Here is an 18,726-nt window from a genome sequence, read left to right as displayed (position 1 = left end):
TAAAACCAAGATAGTTAGCAATATAGCGTAGCGAATGATTCTCATTGCGGAGTGTTTCGATGACAACACGATCGTGATGCCCATAAAGGTCCTTCTTTCATGGTTTAGTTTGGCGACACCATTAAAGACTTTTATGGGTTTTTCTGTCCACTCAAATGTTCAACTTAAATTTTACAATCTACCATTCATTAATAATTGGTATTTCACAGTCAGGTAAAGAACGATTAGAATAATAGTAAGAAAGATGGTAGGGTTGCTGATGATGGAAAGCGCAAAAGTCATTATTCATATGTAGGTCTCCATTGATGGGGCAATTGATGGGCCTTACGATGGTCTGCCAACGACAAAGATATCGGGTGATCTCTATGATCGCCAGATTTTTAAAATAAGCAACGCCAATGCTAATGGGGCCACCACTGTTGTCATGTACGCGGCAACGGGCCAGCTTGACTTAAGTCAGTATGAAGATGCCAATTTGGACTATCAGGACTGGGTTCCGGCGGGAATTAAGTCAGCAACTTGGGAGGTCAGCTTTGACCGTCACGGGCGTTGCGGATGGACAAAGAACTACTTGGTTACAAGAGCCGTACGATTGAGGTGGTAACACGCCAAGCGCCAGTTGCTTATATGGTCTTTTTGCGGTCGATGAAGATTCCCTATCTCGTTTGCGGAACCCAGAATTTAGACTTGAAGGAGGCGCTGGTTAAGCTCAAACGTTGCTTCGGAATTCAGACGTTAGCTGTTTGTGGTGGCGGGATAATCAACGGGGCCTTCCTAAAAGCGGGCTTAGTCGATCAGGTATCCCTGGTAGTGGCGCCTTACGTTAGTGGTGACCCGCAGAGAAAACGCGCCTTTAATACTTTTGGTCAATTTGTTGATGAGCAGTTTAATATTCAAGACGTCAAGAAGTTGTCAGATGGTGGTGTTCACCTGCTATTTAAGCGGGCTGAAACAATACGCTGATCTTTTAAGCGTATCTGTAGTAAGCAATACATGACTGTGAACGTTTGGCTTTTCCAGAACGTAGGCAGTCGTTTTTTAATACTATGACACAAGACACTCTTAATGCAGGCGCTGCACGATTATGACCATTATTTCTGCTAGTGCAATAATCGTGATGCAAAACAGAAAAAGGAACTGGTAGGAAGTTAGTTCAATAATGATTCCGCCCAGTAGCGGGCCCACGGCTTTGCCCAGTGAAATGGCTGAGTTAAGCAATCCCTGGTACTTTCCCTGGACAGCTGGCGAGGCCAGGCGGCTAACAATTGCGGGAATAGTCGGGAAAGCGGTGGATTCACCAAGGGTTAAGAAGGCCATTCCCAGAACAAAAGCTGGATATGACATTGCATGAGTTAGGATAACAAACGACAAAAGACAGGAAGAGACCCCCACTACCACAAAGAGGTAGTCGTTAGTAACGTGCTTAGTCAGCCAGCTAATGACTAATTGAAAAATAACAATCAGGATGCCGTTAATCGTCCACAGCAAACTATAAAGCGAGAGTGAAATTCCGAGGTGGGTCAAATAAACAGAAAGGTTGCTGGACCATTGGGTATAAGCGAGCCACATGATGGTCATGGTCATCATGAGGAGCGTAATGTTAAGTGGCAGGTAACCGGTTCTGGTACTAATAGCAGTCTTAGAGCGGTCGTTGACAGCCGCTGAAGGCTGACGGTGATCAATATTGAAGGTAAACCGAACCACGATGCAGTAAGCGAGGTACATCACAATGGAAACGGCAAAGAGTGGTGCAACACTGTTGCCAGCTAGCTGATACAGTGGTCCGGCGACCATCGTCCCAAACACAACTCCCAGGTTGTTGGTGAGGTAGACCATGTTGAAGACAAGCCGGCTGTTGTCGGTCGCAACCTGGGTGGCAAATGAGTTGAGGAGCGTAATTAACCAGCCATTGAAGAAACCAAAAATGGTGAGCAGCAACGGGTAAGCTGGCCAATCGTTTGAAATGACCAGGCAACCCATAACGATGGTAGCACCAAGCAGACCAGTTAACATCAGCAACCGAGGTTGGTAGCGGTCAAAAAGTTTGCCGGCAAGAATACTCCCGCCAATGTTAGCAAAGGAATAGATCATCAGGACAATTCCCGAGATAGTTAATGGCTGGTGAAGCTGGTTATGCATATAAACGGTGGTTAGCGGCCAAATAAAGCTGTTGCCAAAACTACCACAAAGTTCGCCAATCAACAGCCAGTGAAGTTTAAATTCCTTGTGCATTTGTCAAGACCTCCTCTGAAATAAAAAAGGGTTGAGATTTCAAATCTCAACCCTTTGGTCTTCTACGCCAGCCGAACAGCTGGAGAAGCTTGGTTAGTAATTAATATTTAATTGTCAGGTATTATATCATACGCCTAGTATTTGTCAAGCACTAATGCTGCTATTAAGCTAGTGTCCCCATCGGGTCCCATGGTTTCAGGACGATTGGTTCTTGAGCGGCTTGTTTTTGCAGCTGGTCGCTAAGGTAGTGACGGTTGATGACAACTTGATAAACGTACTTATCCATCCACGCATCGCTCATTACAAAGTAGCCTTTGGTGCCGACTTTTGATCCCCATGAATTTTCAACTTTCCACTTGGTTGGCTGACCGTCAACCAGGTCAACACCGGTCAAAACCATTGCGTGGTCCATCATTGATTCGCCATAATCCAGGGCGTCGGCCTTCGACATGGACAGGTCGGTGTCAAAGAGTTGGTCGTAGTTGTAAGTGTTGAGCGCCATAATCCCGTGCTTGGTTTCAGAGTACTTGATAACGTCGGAACCGAACCAAACACTTTCGCCAGCCTGTAGCTGCTTAATGGCCAATTGTTTAACGTCAGCCATCTTCAAATTAAGGTGCTTGACCTGCCGGCCACCCACGACGTTGCCCAGCATATCAATCGTGTAGGTCTTGCCGTATTTCTTGTCGGCCGTTGGTGCCTGAATGATCGAGATGTAGTCGTCAAGGTTCCAGCCCACGTACTTCTTAAAGAACTTCTGCGGCGTCAGGTTAGCGTCGCGGTGGAACTCCTTGTCCTTCTTGGTCCGATATTCCCAGTCGAAGGTCGTGACTGGCTCACCAAAGGCGTAGCACAGCATCCGGTAGACGTTGTTGAGCATCTTTTGCCGGGTCTTGTTCAGTTCCTCTTCACTGGCACCGCCATTAACCAGTTTGCGAAGAGAAACAGCGTCGTGACGTAACTGACTGTTGAGGACGCTGTTAATCCCGTCAGACGAGTTAGAGTTAAATGATTCTGGCATGGCTGACTGCGGAACGACCCCGTACTTGGCAACCAGCGCGCAGAGCATATCCCACTGGCCACCGTCTTGCTGGGGGGTGGCCATTAACCAGGCAACCCGGCGGTCGTCATGGTCCAGGTTCGCTGTTTTGAGGACGTTTTCGTAGAACCAGTTAGCTTTTTCAACCTTGTCCCAGAAGAACATGTACGACTGGGAAAGTTCAAAGTTATCCGGGAGGTTGAACTTTTCGTGCATCTGGTGACGCATCGTGTTTAATGCCGCAAACATCCAGCAACGTCCAGACCGTTTTTGGTCGGCGACATCACCGGTTGCCAGGTCAATCGAAAAGTGAGGGTCGTTATCGGCAATGGCGTGCCAGTTAAAACTAGCGGCGCGAACACCATTTTTGGTGACCGCACTTTCTAAAACGGCGCTATCTTGCCGTGATTGGTAATCTTGACTGAATTGTTTCAAGTCAGTGGGTGTAATTTCAAAAGACAAAAGAATTCCTCCTTATGGTGTTAGTAACAATATTATAGGCTAACGAGCGCAGACTGACTAGTAAGGCCAATCGGCGCGACGATCGGTTTCACTTAACTGGCGGATCACCCTGGCCGGGACGCCAACGGCCACCGAATTAGCGGGGATGTCATGAGTGACGACTGCCCCGGCACCGATGACAGCATTATCACCAATTGTCACTCCCGGCAGGACAGTAACGCTGGCACCACACCAGACGTTATCACCGATGGTAATCGGGGCGCCAAGTTCAGCCGGCTGAATGGAACCATCACTGGCAACGTGCGGGTTGCGCTGGTCGGCTAGTAAGGGGTGCTTGGCAGTTACCAGGGAGACGTTGGGGCCAAACATACAGTGGCGACCAATGACGACCGGGCAGGTGTCGAGGACTGTCAGGTTAAAGTTAGCGTAGGTATCATCACCAATAGTGGTGAAGCGCCCGTAGTCAAAGAAAATGGGACCGGCCAGGGTGACGTTTTTACCATGATGGGGGACCAGTTGGTCAATGATCTGCTGACGGGTTTTGCTGTCAGTTTCGTCAGTTTGGTTATACTGGCGGTTCAACTGGTGTGCTTGCTGCTGCCAGACGGCTAATTCCGCGGCATTGGAGAAATACGGCTTGCCAGCCAGCATGTTTTTAGTGTTTTGATCCATGGTGACCTCCAAAAAAACCGGGGATAAGTCCCCGGTGAGTAAGCTGAATTAATTTTAACGGGCGTGCTTAACAACGGGACCGTTGTCAGTCCCGATGATCACGTCGTTCACCCGGTTCAGGAATAAGCCGACTTCGACCACGCCAACGATGTGAATAAGCTTTTCGTAGAGCTTAGCCGGGTCGTCGATCTGTCCCAGGTGGAGGTCAATAATGTAGTTCTGCTGGTCGGTGAGGTACTTTTCTTCCCCGTCCATCCGCCAGCTTGGCTTAAAGCCAAACTTTTCCATCTTGGCAAAGACGTGCGAGCTACCAAACGGAATGACTTCGACTGGCAACGGGAAGGCCCCCAGCTGGTGCACCATCTTAGACTGGTCCACGATCCACATGCACTTGTCAGAGGCATCGGCCACGATCTTTTCCCACAGGAGGGCACCGCCGCCACCCTTGATACCCTGGAAGTCGTCGCTGATTTCGTCAGCACCGTCGATGACCAGGTCAATGTGGTCAACATCGTCGAGGTCTTTGATGGTGATGCCAAGTGATTCGGCTTGCTTGGTCGTCCGCGTCGAAGTGGTAACACCAACGATGTTGAGGTGTTCTTCATTCACCCGCTTACCCAGGGCATCAACCATGTAACGAACGGTACTCCCGGTACCAAGACCAACGATCATGCCATCTTTGACGTACTTGACAGCTTCTTGGCCAACAAGGGCCTTTAGCTTGTTTTGTTCAGTTTGATCCATAATCTCTCTCCTAACTGTTACCGCCACCGGTCGCTTACAGGCAAGACCTCCTGGTAAGCGGGGTGCCGGTTAAACTCCTGCTTGGCAAAGGGACACATGAGCTTGACGGTTAAATGATGCTGCTGGGCATAGTCGACAAACCGTGCCACTAACTGGCTGCCAATCCCCTGACCCTGGTAGGCGGGAACAACAAAGGTCCGCTCCAGCACGACTCGGTGGGCGTTTAGCGCGGGGAAAGATAACTCCCCCACCCAGGTGCCGTTGTCGGTCACGGTTAGCCGGTTGTTGTCAGCAACAAATTTCACAAACTCACCACCCTTGATAAATCGCTTTACATGTCGATTTTCCGATGCTTCAGACTAAAAGTCAAGGGACAAAAAAGTGTCATTAAGCTGGATTTCACGTATAATTGTAATAGTATGTTTGAGAAGAACTAACGAGGTGAAATAATGTTACGCGGTTTTGAAATTGTGTCAGCAAAACGGGACCAGGGAATTCAGCTTCCCCAACGGCAAACGAAGAGTGCAGCAGGCTACGACTTGGCAGCCAGTGAAGACTTTGTTCTCCCATCTATTTGGCGGGGAAACTTTTTAAAGACCCTCTGGGCATTGCACCATCAGCCTGACCAGGTAACAGCGGAAGAACTGCTAGCTGGTGATCAATTACTGAAACCATTTCTAGTACCCACCGGAATTAAGTGCTATATGCAACCAAACGAGTTCGTGTTATTAGCCAACCGTTCCAGTGCGCCCCTGAAACGCCGCCTGATTTTACCTAACGGGGTCGGGATTGTTGATGCTGATTACTACAATAACCCTTCTAATGAAGGTGAGTTATTTGTTCAGCTGATCAACTATGGTCTCCGTGACTACACGATTAAAAAGGGTGAACGGATTGGCCAGGCAATCTTTTTGCCATATCTGACCGCTGATAATGAAGAAGCACCGCGGGCGAGCCGGACGGGTGGTTTTGGGTCAACGAAGAAGTAGGAGAGTCTGATGGCCAAAGTACGTACACAGTATGTTTGCCAGAATTGTGGTTATAATTCGCCGCGGTACCTGGGACGGTGCCCGAATTGTGGCCAGTGGAATACGTTGGTGGAAGAAGTCGTGCAGACGGCATCGGCCAAAAAGACCACTGCCCATGCGGCAACCTTAACGGGAATTGTCGCCAAACCGCAACGGTTAAATGAAATTGATGCTAAGAAGACGCCGCGGGTCAAGACCAAGCTCAACGAGTTAAACCGCGTCCTGGGTGGCGGGATCGTCCCCGGTTCACTGGTCTTGATCGGTGGTGACCCCGGGATTGGGAAGTCAACATTGCTCTTGCAGGTCTCAGGACAACTGAGTGCGGAGGGGCACAGCGTCCTCTACGTTTCGGGGGAAGAAAGTGCCAGCCAGGTGAAGATGCGGGCCGAACGCCTCCATGTCTCTGGTGACAGTTTCTTCATTTATCCAGAAACGAATATGGACTCGATTCGCGCCACCATTGACTCAATGAAGCCGCAGTATGTCGTGATTGACTCGGTTCAGACCATGCAGTCGACCAACGTCACTTCCGCCATTGGTTCTGTGTCACAGATCCGCGAGGTAACTGCCCAGTTAATGCAGATTGCTAAGGGGATGAACATCACCGTCTTTGTCGTTGGTCACGTGACCAAGGGCGGAGCAATTGCTGGCCCGAAAATTCTGGAACACATGGTGGACACGGTTCTTTACTTTGAAGGGGACCTCCACCATACTTACCGGATCCTGCGGGCAGTCAAAAACCGGTTCGGTTCCACGAACGAGCTAGGTATCTTTGAAATGCGGCAGGACGGGCTCCAGGAAGTTCGCAATCCATCGGAGATTTTTCTGGAAGAACGGTTGAAGGACGCCACTGGGTCCGCGGTGGTTGTTTCACTCGAGGGGACCCGGCCAATCCTGGTCGAAATCCAGGCCCTGGTCACGCCAACCGTCTTTGGGAATGCTCAACGGACGGCCACCGGCTTGAACCGCAACCGGGTTTCGCTGATTATGGCGGTGCTGGAAAAACGAGCTAATTTGATGTTGCAGAACCAGGATGCCTACCTGAAGGCGGCTGGTGGGGTGAAACTGGATGAACCAGCCATTGACCTGGCATTGGCCGTGGCGATTGCTTCGAGCTACCGGGACCGGGGAACACGGCCGACGGATGCTTTCGTGGGTGAAGTGGGGCTGACCGGTGAAATCCGGCGGGTCAACCGGATCGAACAGCGGGTGGCCGAAGCAGCTAAGCTGGGCTTTCGGCGGATCTTTATTCCAAAAAACAATTTGAAGGGCTGGCAGCCGCAAAGCCCGATCGAAGTGGTTGGGGTGTCAACGATCGGTGAGGCCTTACGGTTAGCTCTCCCCGAATAAGAGAATTAATGATAATTTTTGAAAGGAGGTGAACAAGATGCGGAAAAGACTAATTCGGCTGCTCTTTCTGTTAGTAGGAGCAGCGATGGGCTTTTACTACCTGCCACTGTTCTGGCTAGCAATTCATTTGAAGATGCCACAGGTATTTTTAGTATTTGTTGACATCATCACTGGTGCACTTATTTTTTGGTTATTATCTTTTGCGATGACAGACTGGATTGTCAGGTTGATCAAACGGGTTGAAAAACAACTATCGTCGAAAAGTCCTGTCTATATCATCATCGGCTCACTGGCGATGATTATTGGTTTGGTACTGGCAATCCTAATATCAATCCCGCTCTGGCGGACGAGCATTCCGGTGATTGACAATATTTTGCCAATTCTGCTGATGATTGCTTTTTCCTATTTTGGCTTCCAACTGGGGACAACCAGGATTGATGACTGGAAGACCTTCTTTGGCAAGGCCGAGATTGAAAAACCATCGACTGGTAAAGTCATGTCCAAGCAGGACGAAAACTACCACCACTACAAGATTTTAGACACTAACATCCTGATTGATGGGCGAATTTATGACCTGGTCAAGACCGGCTTTCTCGAAGGAACACTGTTGGTACCCAACTTTGTCCTTTATGAACTGCAGTATATTGCTGATGCCGGCGAAAGTATCAAGCGGGTTCGCGGCCGGCGAGGCTTAGACATCCTAAACAAGCTGCGGACGGAAAAGATTGTGCCAATCGAGATGTCCAACGAAGACTTTCCTGACATTAAGGAAGTCGACAGCAAATTGATTGCGCTGGCCAAGAAGGTTGACGGGGTGATTGTCACCAACGATTACAACCTCAATAAGGTGATCCAGTTCCAGAACGTCCAGGTTCTTAACATCAATAACTTGGCGAAGTCGCTGCGCCCACGGGTAATCCCTGGCGAACGGATGGAAGTCAAGGTCGTCAAGAAGGGAACCGAACGTCAGCAGGGAGTAGCTTACCTGGATGACGGGACGATGGTGGTCATTGAAGATGGTCGCTTCTTTATGAACAAGGAAGTGATGGTCGAAGTGACGAGTGCCTTGCAAACTGATGCCGGCCGGATGATTTTTGCCCGGATGCTCCATTCGACGAAGGGGCTGGGTGAAAAACACGACGAAAAAGACCATCACCAGACGAAGCAGCAAGGCAAAAGCAACCAGCAGAAGAAATAAAAAGTTTCGTTAACGGTTGCGTCTGGAAAATAGTACAATATAATGGTTTAGGAAACTCGACAAACGAAAGAGGCTGAATAGATTGTCAAAGAACGAAATTCGTGTTCGTTATGCTCCAAGTCCAACGGGGCACCTGCACATTGGTAACGCCCGGACGGCACTGTTTAACTACCTGTTTGCCCGCCACTACAAGGGCAAGTTTATTATCCGGATTGAGGACACCGACACCAAGCGGAATATCGCCGATGGTGAACGCTCCCAGCTGGATAACCTGAAGTGGATGGGTCTGGACTGGGATGAAGGTCCAGATATTGGTGGGGACTACGGTCCATACCGCCAGTCTGAACGGAAGGACATTTACCAAAAGTACATCGACGAGCTGTTGGCAAAGGGCCTGGCATTCAAGTCATACGTGACTGAAGAACAACTACAAGCGACCCGTGAAGCACAGCGGGCAGCCCACCAGGCACCGCATTACGTTTACGAATATGCGGGGATGACTGATGAGGAAATCAAGCAGTCACAGGCTGAAGCCGAAGCAAAGGGTCTGAAGCCTGTTGTTCGTTTCCGTGTCCCTGAAGGCAAGACCTACGAATGGGATGACATCGTCAAGGGCCACCTCTCATTTGAATCGAAGACGGTGGGTGGCGACTTTGTTATCCAAAAGCGTGACGGGATGCCAACTTACAACTTCGCCGTGGTGATTGACGACCACCTGATGAAGATCAGCCATGTCTTCCGTGGTGACGACCATGTTTCCAACACGCCAAAGCAGCTGATGATTTATGAAGCACTCGGCTGGAAGGCACCGAAGTTTGGTCACATGGCATTGATCATCAATAGTGAAACTGGCAAGAAGCTCAGTAAGCGTGATGAATCAATTCTGCAATTCATCGAACAGTACCGTGACCTTGGCTACTTGCCAGAAGCAATGGTTAACTTCATTGTCCTGCTGGGCTGGTCACCAGTTGGTGAAGACGAAATCTTCTCTCTCAAGCAGTTTATTAAGATGTATGATGAAAAGCGGCTTAGCAAATCGCCAGCCGCCTTTGACCGGAAGAAGTTAATTTGGATTAACAACCAGTACATGAAGGCTGTTTCGGCTGACCGGGTCTTTGACGTCGCAATGCCACAGCTGATCGAGGCTGGCTTGATGGAAAAGCATGCTGGTGCCCAGAAGATGGAATGGATGCGTCGTTGCGTTGAACTCTTCAAGCGCGAAATTAGTTACGCCCACGAAATCATCGACTACGTCAAGCCGTTTGTGAACGGTCCGGACGAAATTAGCGATGATGCCAAGAAGGAAATGCAGGATGACGATGCACTGACTGTGCTACAGGAATTCCGCAAGCGGATTGCTGCGTTGGACTTTATGGACGCCACTAACGTTCTGGCGATCATCAAGGGTATCCAAAAGGACACGGGGATTCGTGGCCGGAAGTTATGGATGCCAATCCGGATTGCCGTGACCCACGAGATGGAAGGTCCTGAGCTGCCAGAAAGTATCGAACTGTTTGGTCAGGAAACGACCTTGAAGCACCTCGACCAAATGATTACTGAACTCAAGTAATTAACATATCACCTGATGAGGTTGCTTAATCAGTGAATGACCCTCGCCGCTTAGTTGCACGGCAAGGGTCATTTTTTGTGGCAGCAAAGTTGCCGGTGCTGATCAGAAAATAACAATGTGGCAGCGTGGCTGGCCGGCGTTCAACTACTAGCTGATGGCACAAAAAAAGACGGCCGCTTTGGGGTAGCGGTCGTCTGGTATTACGGTAATCTTGGGGGAGATTTCGTAATTACTATTTTTCGGTTACTATTGGGAGGAGTAATGAAAAATAATCGGTTTGAAGTTGTAGTAGGGTCTTCCTTACTACACTTTATATGTTATCACTAGAATGTGAAGAAAATGTGATAAATAACAGGGATAGTTTATGATCGGACAACGACAGAAAATGGAAGAGAAGTGGACAATAATTGTAAAACTGCGTATAGTAGTTAGCGATTGTTTAAAATGAGGAGAGAATAAAGAACGATGACGATCAAGTCAACCGATTCACAAATTGACCAGCAAATCAAACAATTTGAGCATCACCACATGCAGATCCCCTGGCACGATATTATGACTAGTGATAACTATACACCGGCGGCCAAGTCGACCTTGGTCGACCGGTCACTTATCGTTGGCCGGATTGGGTTGATGTTGCTGAGCTGTGGGACAGGGGCCTGGCGGGTTCGCGATTCAATGAATATCGCAGCGCGGCAGTTAAAAATGACTTGTTCAGCTGAAATCGGGCTTACCAGCATTGAATATACCTGTATGGATGAGCACCAGTCTTATTCACAATCGTTATCGCTGGCAAGTACTGGTGTGAACACTAGTAAGCTGGCAAAACTGGAAAGCTTTATGAAAATGTTTGAACAACGTGGTGGCGATATGACTATCGGCGAGATTCATAATATGCTGAGTAAAATCGCTAAAACCAAGGGTTACTACTCGCCACTAAAAGTTGGCTTGGCAGCTGGTCTGGCTTGTGCAGCCTTTATTTTTCTGCTTGGCGGTGGGCCGGTTGAAATGTTTTGTTGCTTTTTTGGTGCAACAGTCGGTAACTTTGTTCGGCGCAAGCTGATCGACCACCATATCACGCTGCTGGCCTGTATCGCGGTGGCGGTACTGTTTGCTTGTGTGACTTACTTTTTCGTTCTTAATGCCCTGGAAGTTTTGTGTCACGTTGGGGCGCGGCACGAAGCGGGTTATATTGGTGCGATGTTGTTCATTATTCCGGGATTCCCATTTATTACCAGCGGGTTGGACATGTCCAAGCTTGACATGGCTTCGGGGCTCGAACGGTTGACCTATGCGTTGATGATTATTGTTGTCGCTACCATGTCTGGTTGGCTGGTAGCCATGTGCCTGCACCTGCGCCCGCAAAACTTTCTCCCACTGGGTTTGGCACCAGTAGTGATGGCCCTTCTGCGGTTAGCAATGAGTTTCTGCGGGGTTTTCGGCTTCTCCATTATGTTTAACAGTACGGTGCGATTGGCGGCACTAGCTGGTTGCATCGGTGCGGTGGCCAACACGCTGCGATTAGAACTCGTTGACTTATTGCAGATGCCCGGTGGCGCGGCAGCCTTTCTGGGGGCCTTAACTGCTGGTCTCCTGGCTTCAGTGGTTCGCCGTCAGGTGGGCTACCCGCGGATTGCGATTACCGTACCATCGATTGTCATCATGGTCCCCGGTTTATATATGTACCGGTCAATGTACAACATGGGCCTAACCTCAGTCAGCGTGGGGGCCTTCTGGCTCGTCCAGGCAGCGCTAATCGTGATTGCCTTGCCGTTGGGGCTAACAACTGCCCGGATATTGACGGACGCGAAGTGGCGACATAACGGCTAATTTTGCAGAAAGAGGGATGATTTGTGGAACATAAAACTGAGGAGGGGCAACCCCACTTAAAGCTGGTGACGGTCGCTCTATTGATGTCCAACATCATGGCAGGACTCGACGGGACGATCGTTAACACTGCCATGCCGGCAATTACTAGTGACCTCCATGCCTTATCCTACATTGGCTGGATTGTTGCCATCTTCCTGTTAGGGATGTCGGTCTCGACGCCATTGTGGAGTAAGTTTGGTGAACACGTCGGCAACAAGGTGGCTTTTTTGGCTGCCACGCTGTTGTTTATTGGTGGGTCGATTTTTCAGGGCTCGGCGCAGAATATCCAGTTTTTTATCATTTCCCGGGCAATAATGGGGATTGGCGCTGGCGGGATGAACACGATCCCCATGATCGCTTATGGCTTCTTGTATGATGACCTCCACCAGCGGGCGCAGGTTGTCGGACTTTCCAGTGCCTTTTTTAACACTGCCTCCATTGTTGGACCACTGCTTGGTGGCTGGATCGTTGATACCTGGAACTGGCGGTGGATTTTCTACATTAACGTCCCAATCGCCCTAGTATCCATTACGATTGTTGGTCTCTACTTTAAGCCGACTCACCACGGAGCAGCTGGCAAGGACATTGACTACCGGGGAGCAACCTTGATGGTCCTGGGACTGACTGCTATTCTGGCAGGAATCGAAATGGTGGGGACAAGTGCTGGCTGGCTGGTGGCGGTGATGTTAGTCGCCGGACTTGTGCTGATGGTCTGGATGGCAATGACGGAACGTCACGTCCAAGACCCAATCATCCCTGGTCGGTTGTTTGCCAATAAGCAGCTGGTCGTGGACTTTTCCTTATTCGTGGTTATGTGGGGTGCTTTTATCGCCTTTATTACCTACATTCCGATGTGGGCCCAGGGACTGCTAGGAATGAGCGCCCTGATTGGTGGGGTCACGCAGATTCCCGGGGCATTGACTAACTTTGCCGGTGCGGAAGTTGCGGCAACTGCTCAGGAGCGCCATCCTAAGTACTGGTTAGTTACCGGTGGGGTACTGACGTTGATGATTGCCTTTGGCATTGTCCTGCTGGGTGGACAGAAGACACCATTCTGGCTACTGCTGGTTGCGGGTGCTTTTGAAGGCTTTGGCGTTGGGTTTAATTTTAATATCCTTCAGGTGAGCGTTCAGACAGATGTTGCAGTGGATGACCTGCCAGTCGCCACCTCCGTGGCCTACTTGCTGCGGATCCTCAGTCAGACCATGATGTCCGCCCTCTATGGTGTCGTACTTAACGTTACCCTCGAAAGTGAACTAGGCAGGCACCACGGGATTACGATGAAGATGATGAACCAGCTGACCAATGCCGCCACGGCCAAGAATTTACCGGCGGGCCTGGTACCAACGATGCGGCACATCCTCTTCCACGGCTACCGCAATACAATGATTGTTGCTTTTATCCTCGGGGCGTTCTGCCTGCTGATTGCGTTAACGGTGGCTATCAAACAGTCACGTTTACGGGACAGAACCGAATAAAAAGATTACTAACGGGTGTGCTAAGGAGCAGGCCCGTTTTTGTTTGCCGGCAAAATAATTAGCTGGTGGTGGTCGTTTCGTGTTACGATTTACCCATAACAAAGAAGAAGGAGCACCCAGGATGGTTAATGGCAAAAAATCACAATCCCTTGTTGCCGGCTTAGCAGCCAACCTTAGTGAAAATCTTAAGGACTTGCGACGGTGCGGGCACCACGTTTCGCGGCGAGCAACGGTGGCGTCAGTGGGGATTCAGCTGTCGGGGTTTAAGCGGGCCCTTGGCGACCCGCAGTCATTGGCGGCGCTGATTGCTCAGAGCCGGAAGGATAACGACCAACCATATCGCTTTCCCCGCGGGGTTAGTTTTGACGTTGCCGTTAGTAAGCAGACAATTGCTGGTAGCGAGGTAGTGGTCCTGAATAGCAACGGTGAGGATAGCCAGGCGCGGATTATTTACCTCATTGGCGGCGCTTATCTGGTGCGGGCAGACAAGCAGCATTGGCAGTTTTTAAACCGTTTAGCCATGACGACGGGCTGCCAGGTGATCGTGCCGCTTTATCCCCTGCTGCCTCAGCATGATTTCACGGCTGCTTACCAGTTCCTGATACAGTTGTATACAGACATTTATAGCCAGGTCGCCGTCAGCAACATTACCCTGATGGGGGACTCTGCGGGCGCCGGGCTGGCAGCAGGTTTTTGTGAATACCTTGGCCAACGGGGATTGCCGCAGCCGGGTAACCTGATCCTGCTTTCGCCGTGGGTGGACGTGACGATGAGCAGCAAGCTAATTGACCGCTACGTGGAAAAGGATGTCACCCTCGATCCGGCTGGCCTGCGCCATATTGGCCGCCTGTGGGCTGGCAAGGCCGACCCGCGCGATTACCGGGTTAGTCCCTTATATGGGGATGTTCACCCCCTGCGTCGGGTGACGGTCTTTACCGGGACTCACGAGGTGATGTACCCGCAAACTAACGACTTTGTTCGGAAGCTCCGCCACCAGGGCGTTCAGGTTGACTATCATATTGGCCGGGGGCTCTTCCATATTTACCCGCTTTATGACATTCCTGAAGCGGCAACGGCGCTGAAAACAATCGTTCAAACAATCCGGCAAGATGAATTGCCGGTAGAATAGGAGGATTTCAATGACAAAAGTTGCAATTATGTGTGCAGATGGTTGCGAAGAAGTCGAAGCACTGACACCAGTAGACGTTTTTCGCCGACTGGGCATTCAGGCAGACATGGTGGGGCTGAGCTCGACCTCAGTGAGCGGGGCTCACGACATTCAACTAACTGCCGATAAAGTGCTTGATGACTCGCTTCTAGATTATGATGCCGTGATTTTTCCTGGTGGTATGGGCGGGGCAAAGAACCTTCGTAACTGCCAGCCACTGGAGAAGCTGATGGTTAAGCGCCAGCAAGCTGGTAAGTGGAATTGCGCAATGTGCGCAGCGCCAACCGCCTTTGCCCACTATGGCTTGTTAGACAACGCTGATTACACCGTTTACCCCGGCATGGAAGAAGCGGTTGCTGAAGAAGCCAAGGACAGCCGCTTCCACGAGGATATTACGGTCGTTGACCACGAACACCACTTGGTTACTAGCCGGGGACCAGCAACAGCGATGGCCTACGCCTTTCAAATTGCGGCCGTTTTGGGCATTGACACGCAAGACCTTCAGCACGCAATGCTCTACGATTTCTTAAAGGAAAATATTTAAAGTAAGTGGAATAACGCGGACGGGAATCTTCTCGGGCTCGCGTTATTTTTTCTAATTGGCGCCGTTTTCACGACCTATTTCAGCATATTGATTGAATCGCGACACTAATCACGGTAAAATGTTTCCACATAACACATTCACAAAGGAGAATTGGTTAATGGCAAAGCAGATCGCAACTTGTACTTCTTTTTTGGCCGGCAAGGACGCCACGATTGACGGTTCGTTGATGGTGGGCCGGAATGTCGACACTTTTGGCCCGATCGATCCACAAAAGGTCAAGATTTATCCTGCATACAGTAATGAACAACGGGTGGTGAAGTCATACCTCAACAAGTTTGAGGGTGAATGCCCGACAAGTGGTTACCGCTACCAGGGGGTTCCTAACCTGGACTCTAATTTCCGTAAGGAAGGGGTCTTTGATGAAAGCGGCTTTAACGAAAAGGGCGTCGGCATGAGCGCCACGGAAAGTGTTTATGCGAACGAACGTGTCTTAGCAATTGATCCTCTCGATACTGACCGCGGGGTGAACGAAGACGTGATTGTTGCGATGACGCTGCCGTATGCGGATACTGCCCGCGATGCCGTTACCCGTCTGGGCCAGGTAATTAAAAAGTATGGTTCGGCAGAAGGCAATGGTGTTGCCTTCGTCGACGAGAATGACATTTGGTACATGGAAATCGTCACTGGTCACCACTGGGTTGCCCAACGAATTCCGGATGACGCCTATGCCGTGACCGGTAACCGGGTCGCTATCCAACAGGTCAACTTCGACGACCCGAAGAACTTTATGTGGTCAGAGGGAATCCAGGAATTTGTTAGTGATAACAACTTGAACCCTGATAAACATGGTTGGAACTTCCGCCACATTTTTGGGACGGCAACGACCTTTGATACTCACTACAACACGCCACGGCAATGGTATGGGCACCTGCTGATGAACCCGTCAGAAACGATGGAACCAACTGACTTTGACCTGCCATTCATTGCCCGGACGAATCACAAGATTACCCTGGAAGATATGCAGACCTACCTGGGTAGTCACTACGAAAACACCCCGTATGACCCGCTTGGCAAGGGGAGTGAAGAAGACCGCGTTTGTTTCCGACCGATTGGTTTAAACCGGACCCAGAACTCACACGTCCTGCAGGTTAACCCGGAGATGCCAACTTATGCTAACCACATCATGTGGCTCTGCTTAGGGGTGCCAACCTTTACGCCGTACGTCCCGTTCTTCAGCGAAGCAACGACGATTGCTCAAACTTACGCCGTTACCCCAACTTCACTGAATATGAACCTGCGGAGTGCCTACTGGATGTACCGGGTCCTGTCTGAAACAGTTGAATCATACTACTCGGAATTCTTGCAAGATGACCTTGACTACCTGAAGGCGGCCCGTGAATACCTGTATCGGTGGGTCAAGACGACCGCCCAGAAGGTTGCTGACGAGAAGATGGACCGCGACCAAGCGGACCTGTTCTTGAGTGATGAAATGGCCAAGATGAACCGTGAAATGGGTAAGCGGACGAAGGAACTGCTCAGCAAGCTGCTGATGAACGGCATGGGCCTGTCGAAGTTAACCTTTAAGATGGACGAAAACCTGTAAGCACTACTGGTGCTTTCGGCAATCCCGACGTCACTGACGCCGGGATTTTTTATTGTTCAATATGCTATAATCTTCCTGTTATTGGAGGGATCGTAATGTTTGGCAAACATGAACCGACTGTTAGCTTTGGCGGGCAGCAATACACCATCACCGAACTGGCGGAAAAATATTTCGCCGTCGTGAAAGACTATCATCAACTACACGACCAATATGAAGAGTTAAAACGTCAGAATGAGGACCTGAGGAAGAAGCTGGACCAGCAGGTAGCTGTTAACCAACCATTTGCGGCCGCCGGTGAAAAGACAGCGGCTGACGTGACGCCGGCCGTTGATACCACGATTTACGTTCAACCAGAAGTCAGCGGTGCAATGACGACGAAGGAGCTGGTTGGTCGTTACTACATGCTCGTGAGGAGTTCACTCGCTGAATACCGAACCGCCATTGAGCGCCTCCAACAGCGGCTCGATGATGCACTGGTTCATGATGGTCATACTGGTTTTTTGCAAATTGTTAAAGTTAAAAAGACGGCTGGTGAATATCGCCAGCAAATCAGCAAGAGTAATGAGCAGCTGGTCAATTACGTGGATAGCCATCCCCAGCAAGTCCGACTCGTTAATGATGGTCAGACCTGGCAACGTGATGATGAACAACGGGGAATTAAGTATTGGCAGCGTTTTGTTGACTACTACCGGCAACAACTAGAGGACCTGCTAAAAAAGGACCAGCAGATGCGTGACCAGTTTAAGTTTGCTATTAAGGAAGCAAAAGACCAGGCAATGGACATTCGTGACCAGAAACCCTCCTTCCTGTCGAATAGTGGGCGGTTGCGCTTAGGCGAGATTGACGGCGGAATTAAGGACCGCGACCAGTGGCAACAAGAAATGGCTGACTTTCAGCGACGACTGACTGGTTTTCTCCGCGGCATAGTTGGGGAACAACGAATCCGGCGGGTGGTTGGCGAAGGTCATAACCAATTACTGACGTCTTTGAATTTGCCGTACTCCTATGATGGTCAACACCCCAATAGCAACCAGGTGGACTGCGTTGTTGTCAACCGGCAAGGGATTTTTATCCTGGAAGTCAAAAACTTTCGTGCCAGTGAATTGGGGATTAATAATGATGGCACCATTTATGGTAAGTGGGGCAAGCACTTTAAACGTTATGAGAAAATGAACATTGTTAAGCAGGGAGCCAACCACCGGGCAGCGGTTGAATTGGCGCTGAAAAAAGATCCACTGACTGAAAAGCACCTTCGTTATTTGACCAAGAACATCCACGTCCTCTATGTGTCAGCAAACCCGGCCACAAAGCGCCGGACGGCACCACAGGGCAAGCCGGCGGACCACTTTATTGGTCTTGATGAGCTGGTCCAAGAGGTTAGCTCAGCGGCGGGCAACCTGCGTCCTGAGGTGGTTGAACAAGTAGCAGAAGCATTGACCCATGCGCAACAACCGGAAAAAGCCTATCCACAATACCTTTTCCCGGAACGGCCAGATATGGTTTTGGCGGGCGCCTGGCAGCAGCTTCAACTGATTAGGCAACTCAGCAACACCAACCTTGACGACCTGGTAAAGAAAAAGGACCCTGAATTAATCAGGGCCCTCCAAGAAGCGGGACTAAAAACCTGTAACGGGTATCTTACCCACCAACCACGAAAAAACTAACTACAAAAAAGAGTAGCGAGCTTGGTCTCGTTGACGTGTACCCCCAGAGTTGGAAATTCAACTCCGAGGGTATTTTTATGGCTAAAATTAGCATCAATACGAAGATTA

The 18,726-nt window shown here is 50.0% G+C and carries 16 protein-coding genes and 1 pseudogene; 11 read left to right on the top strand and 6 right to left on the bottom strand.

All coding sequences use genetic code 11. The features are described 5' to 3' along the window. Positions 1-61 (bottom strand): annotated as a pseudogene (locus tag Q0E49_RS05770) (helix-turn-helix domain-containing protein); the annotation flags it as partial. Positions 62-555: 494 nt separating this feature from the next. On the opposite strand from Q0E49_RS05770, the gene Q0E49_RS05765 reads away from it, so the two are divergent. After that, entirely contained in the window at positions 556-963 is a 408-nt protein-coding gene (locus Q0E49_RS05765) for a dihydrofolate reductase family protein (RefSeq protein ID WP_295746983.1), read from the top strand. Positions 964-1,062: 99 nt separating this feature from the next. On the opposite strand, the gene Q0E49_RS05760 is transcribed toward Q0E49_RS05765, so the two are convergent. The 5 genes from Q0E49_RS05760 to Q0E49_RS05740 all read right to left on the bottom strand — a co-directional run bounded on the left by Q0E49_RS05760 (position 1,063) and on the right by Q0E49_RS05740 (position 5,454). After that, positions 1,063-2,232 (bottom strand): MFS transporter, encoded by a 1,170-nt coding sequence (locus Q0E49_RS05760; protein ID WP_295746982.1) that lies wholly within the window; start codon positions 2,230-2,232, stop codon positions 1,063-1,065. 163 nt (positions 2,233-2,395) lie between these two features. Further along, positions 2,396-3,733, bottom strand: coding sequence for a C1 family peptidase (locus tag Q0E49_RS05755; protein WP_295746981.1), 1,338 nt, complete (start codon positions 3,731-3,733; stop codon positions 2,396-2,398). 57 nt (positions 3,734-3,790) lie between these two features. Further along, positions 3,791-4,405 (bottom strand): sugar O-acetyltransferase, encoded by a 615-nt coding sequence (locus Q0E49_RS05750; RefSeq protein ID WP_295746980.1) that lies wholly within the window; start codon positions 4,403-4,405, stop codon positions 3,791-3,793. 54 nt (positions 4,406-4,459) lie between these two features. After that, positions 4,460-5,149: a ribose-5-phosphate isomerase RpiA gene (gene rpiA, locus Q0E49_RS05745; RefSeq protein ID WP_295746979.1), complete on the bottom strand. Its 690-nt coding sequence runs from the start codon at positions 5,147-5,149 to the stop codon at positions 4,460-4,462. 17 nt (positions 5,150-5,166) lie between these two features. After that, positions 5,167-5,454 (bottom strand): GNAT family N-acetyltransferase, encoded by a 288-nt coding sequence (locus Q0E49_RS05740; protein ID WP_295746978.1) that lies wholly within the window; start codon positions 5,452-5,454, stop codon positions 5,167-5,169. A 144-nt stretch (positions 5,455-5,598) separates the two neighbouring features. Between Q0E49_RS05740 and Q0E49_RS05735 the strand changes: the two genes are divergently transcribed. The 10 genes from Q0E49_RS05735 (at position 5,599) to Q0E49_RS05690 (ending at position 18,618) form a co-directional block, all read left to right on the top strand. Then, on the top strand, positions 5,599-6,138 hold the full coding sequence (locus tag Q0E49_RS05735) for a dUTP diphosphatase (protein ID WP_295746977.1): 540 nt from the start codon (positions 5,599-5,601) through the stop codon (positions 6,136-6,138). Positions 6,139-6,147: 9 nt separating this feature from the next. After that, positions 6,148-7,527 (top strand): DNA repair protein RadA, encoded by a 1,380-nt coding sequence (gene radA, locus Q0E49_RS05730; RefSeq protein WP_295746976.1) that lies wholly within the window; start codon positions 6,148-6,150, stop codon positions 7,525-7,527. A 37-nt stretch (positions 7,528-7,564) separates the two neighbouring features. Next, positions 7,565-8,725 (top strand): PIN/TRAM domain-containing protein, encoded by a 1,161-nt coding sequence (locus Q0E49_RS05725; RefSeq protein WP_295746975.1) that lies wholly within the window; start codon positions 7,565-7,567, stop codon positions 8,723-8,725. An 82-nt stretch (positions 8,726-8,807) separates the two neighbouring features. Next, positions 8,808-10,295, top strand: coding sequence for a glutamate--tRNA ligase (gene gltX / locus Q0E49_RS05720; protein WP_295746974.1), 1,488 nt, complete (start codon positions 8,808-8,810; stop codon positions 10,293-10,295). A 465-nt stretch (positions 10,296-10,760) separates the two neighbouring features. Further along, entirely contained in the window at positions 10,761-12,122 is a 1,362-nt protein-coding gene (locus Q0E49_RS05715; protein WP_295746973.1) for a threonine/serine exporter family protein, read from the top strand. An 83-nt stretch (positions 12,123-12,205) separates the two neighbouring features. Then, positions 12,206-13,639 (top strand): MFS transporter, encoded by a 1,434-nt coding sequence (locus Q0E49_RS05710; protein WP_295746984.1) that lies wholly within the window; start codon positions 12,206-12,208, stop codon positions 13,637-13,639. Between the two features lie 121 nt (positions 13,640-13,760). Then, positions 13,761-14,768, top strand: coding sequence for an alpha/beta hydrolase (locus tag Q0E49_RS05705; protein WP_295746972.1), 1,008 nt, complete (start codon positions 13,761-13,763; stop codon positions 14,766-14,768). A 10-nt stretch (positions 14,769-14,778) separates the two neighbouring features. Then, positions 14,779-15,351: a DJ-1 family glyoxalase III gene (locus Q0E49_RS05700; protein ID WP_295746971.1), complete on the top strand. Its 573-nt coding sequence runs from the start codon at positions 14,779-14,781 to the stop codon at positions 15,349-15,351. A 157-nt stretch (positions 15,352-15,508) separates the two neighbouring features. Beyond that, positions 15,509-16,954 (top strand): C69 family dipeptidase, encoded by a 1,446-nt coding sequence (locus tag Q0E49_RS05695; RefSeq protein ID WP_295746970.1) that lies wholly within the window; start codon positions 15,509-15,511, stop codon positions 16,952-16,954. A 95-nt stretch (positions 16,955-17,049) separates the two neighbouring features. Continuing rightward, positions 17,050-18,618 carry a nuclease-related domain-containing protein gene (locus tag Q0E49_RS05690; protein ID WP_295746969.1) on the top strand — a complete coding sequence of 523 codons (1,569 nt, stop codon included), beginning with the start codon at positions 17,050-17,052 and terminating at the stop codon, positions 18,616-18,618. Positions 18,619-18,726: the final 108 nt, after the last annotated feature.

Origin of the sequence: uncultured Limosilactobacillus sp. (assembly GCF_934202235.1) — a bacterium.
GTDB lineage: Bacteria > Bacillota > Bacilli > Lactobacillales > Lactobacillaceae > Limosilactobacillus.
The sequence above is the reverse complement of the archived record's forward strand: the minus strand, read 5'-3'. Positions and strand labels throughout refer to the sequence as shown.

Excerpts from the sequence above, each read along its gene's own strand:
- Q0E49_RS05705 (WP_295746972.1), top strand. The coding sequence starts at position 13,761 with ATGGTTAATGGCAAAAAATCACAATCCCTTGTTGCCGGCTTAGCAGCC.
- Q0E49_RS05710 (WP_295746984.1), top strand. The coding sequence starts at position 12,206 with ATGTCCAACATCATGGCAGGACTCGACGGGACGATCGTTAACACTGCC.
- Q0E49_RS05690 (WP_295746969.1), top strand. The coding sequence starts at position 17,050 with ATGTTTGGCAAACATGAACCGACTGTTAGCTTTGGCGGGCAGCAATAC.
- Q0E49_RS05765 (WP_295746983.1), top strand. The coding sequence starts at position 556 with ATGGACAAAGAACTACTTGGTTACAAGAGCCGTACGATTGAGGTGGTA.
- radA (WP_295746976.1), top strand. The coding sequence starts at position 6,148 with ATGGCCAAAGTACGTACACAGTATGTTTGCCAGAATTGTGGTTATAAT.
- rpiA (WP_295746979.1), bottom strand. The coding sequence starts at position 5,149 with ATGGATCAAACTGAACAAAACAAGCTAAAGGCCCTTGTTGGCCAAGAA.
- Q0E49_RS05760 (WP_295746982.1), bottom strand. The coding sequence starts at position 2,232 with ATGCACAAGGAATTTAAACTTCACTGGCTGTTGATTGGCGAACTTTGT.
- Q0E49_RS05735 (WP_295746977.1), top strand. The coding sequence starts at position 5,599 with ATGTTACGCGGTTTTGAAATTGTGTCAGCAAAACGGGACCAGGGAATT.
- Q0E49_RS05750 (WP_295746980.1), bottom strand. The coding sequence starts at position 4,405 with ATGGATCAAAACACTAAAAACATGCTGGCTGGCAAGCCGTATTTCTCC.
- Q0E49_RS05695 (WP_295746970.1), top strand. The coding sequence starts at position 15,509 with ATGGCAAAGCAGATCGCAACTTGTACTTCTTTTTTGGCCGGCAAGGAC.
- Q0E49_RS05700 (WP_295746971.1), top strand. The coding sequence starts at position 14,779 with ATGACAAAAGTTGCAATTATGTGTGCAGATGGTTGCGAAGAAGTCGAA.
- Q0E49_RS05715 (WP_295746973.1), top strand. The coding sequence starts at position 10,761 with ATGACGATCAAGTCAACCGATTCACAAATTGACCAGCAAATCAAACAA.
- Q0E49_RS05725 (WP_295746975.1), top strand. The coding sequence starts at position 7,565 with ATGCGGAAAAGACTAATTCGGCTGCTCTTTCTGTTAGTAGGAGCAGCG.